Origin of the sequence: Stenotrophomonas sp. SrG (assembly GCF_050031795.1) — a bacterium.
In the GTDB taxonomy this organism is placed as follows: domain Bacteria; phylum Pseudomonadota; class Gammaproteobacteria; order Xanthomonadales; family Xanthomonadaceae; genus Stenotrophomonas; species Stenotrophomonas rhizophila_A.
Genome location: NZ_JBNBBE010000667.1, coordinates 1 through 248 on the forward strand (window position 1 = coordinate 1; position 248 = coordinate 248).

Below are 248 nucleotides of genomic sequence, written 5' to 3' on the forward strand. Positions count from 1 at the left end.
TGGCGGGGCGGCCGGAACTGCGCACCGGCCGCCCGCGAGGGAGGCCGTTGAAAGGGAATGACGTGGCCGGGATCAGCTTGTTCCACTCGGCCACGCGGTCGGCCTGGGCGGCCAGCACGGCGTCGGTGTCGCCGTCCAGGGTGATCGAATGGATCACGTCGCCCTGCTTGACCGAGTCCACGATGGCCTGGCCATCCAGCACCTCGCCGAACACGGTGTGCTTGCCGTCCAGCCAGTCGGTCTTGATG

At 69.0% G+C, this 248-nt stretch carries 1 pseudogene; it reads right to left on the reverse strand.

The annotated features are described in order from the left end of the window. Window positions 1–64: 64 nt before the first annotated feature. Window positions 65–248 (reverse strand): annotated as a pseudogene (locus tag ACQG3P_RS21235) (peptidylprolyl isomerase); the annotation flags it as partial.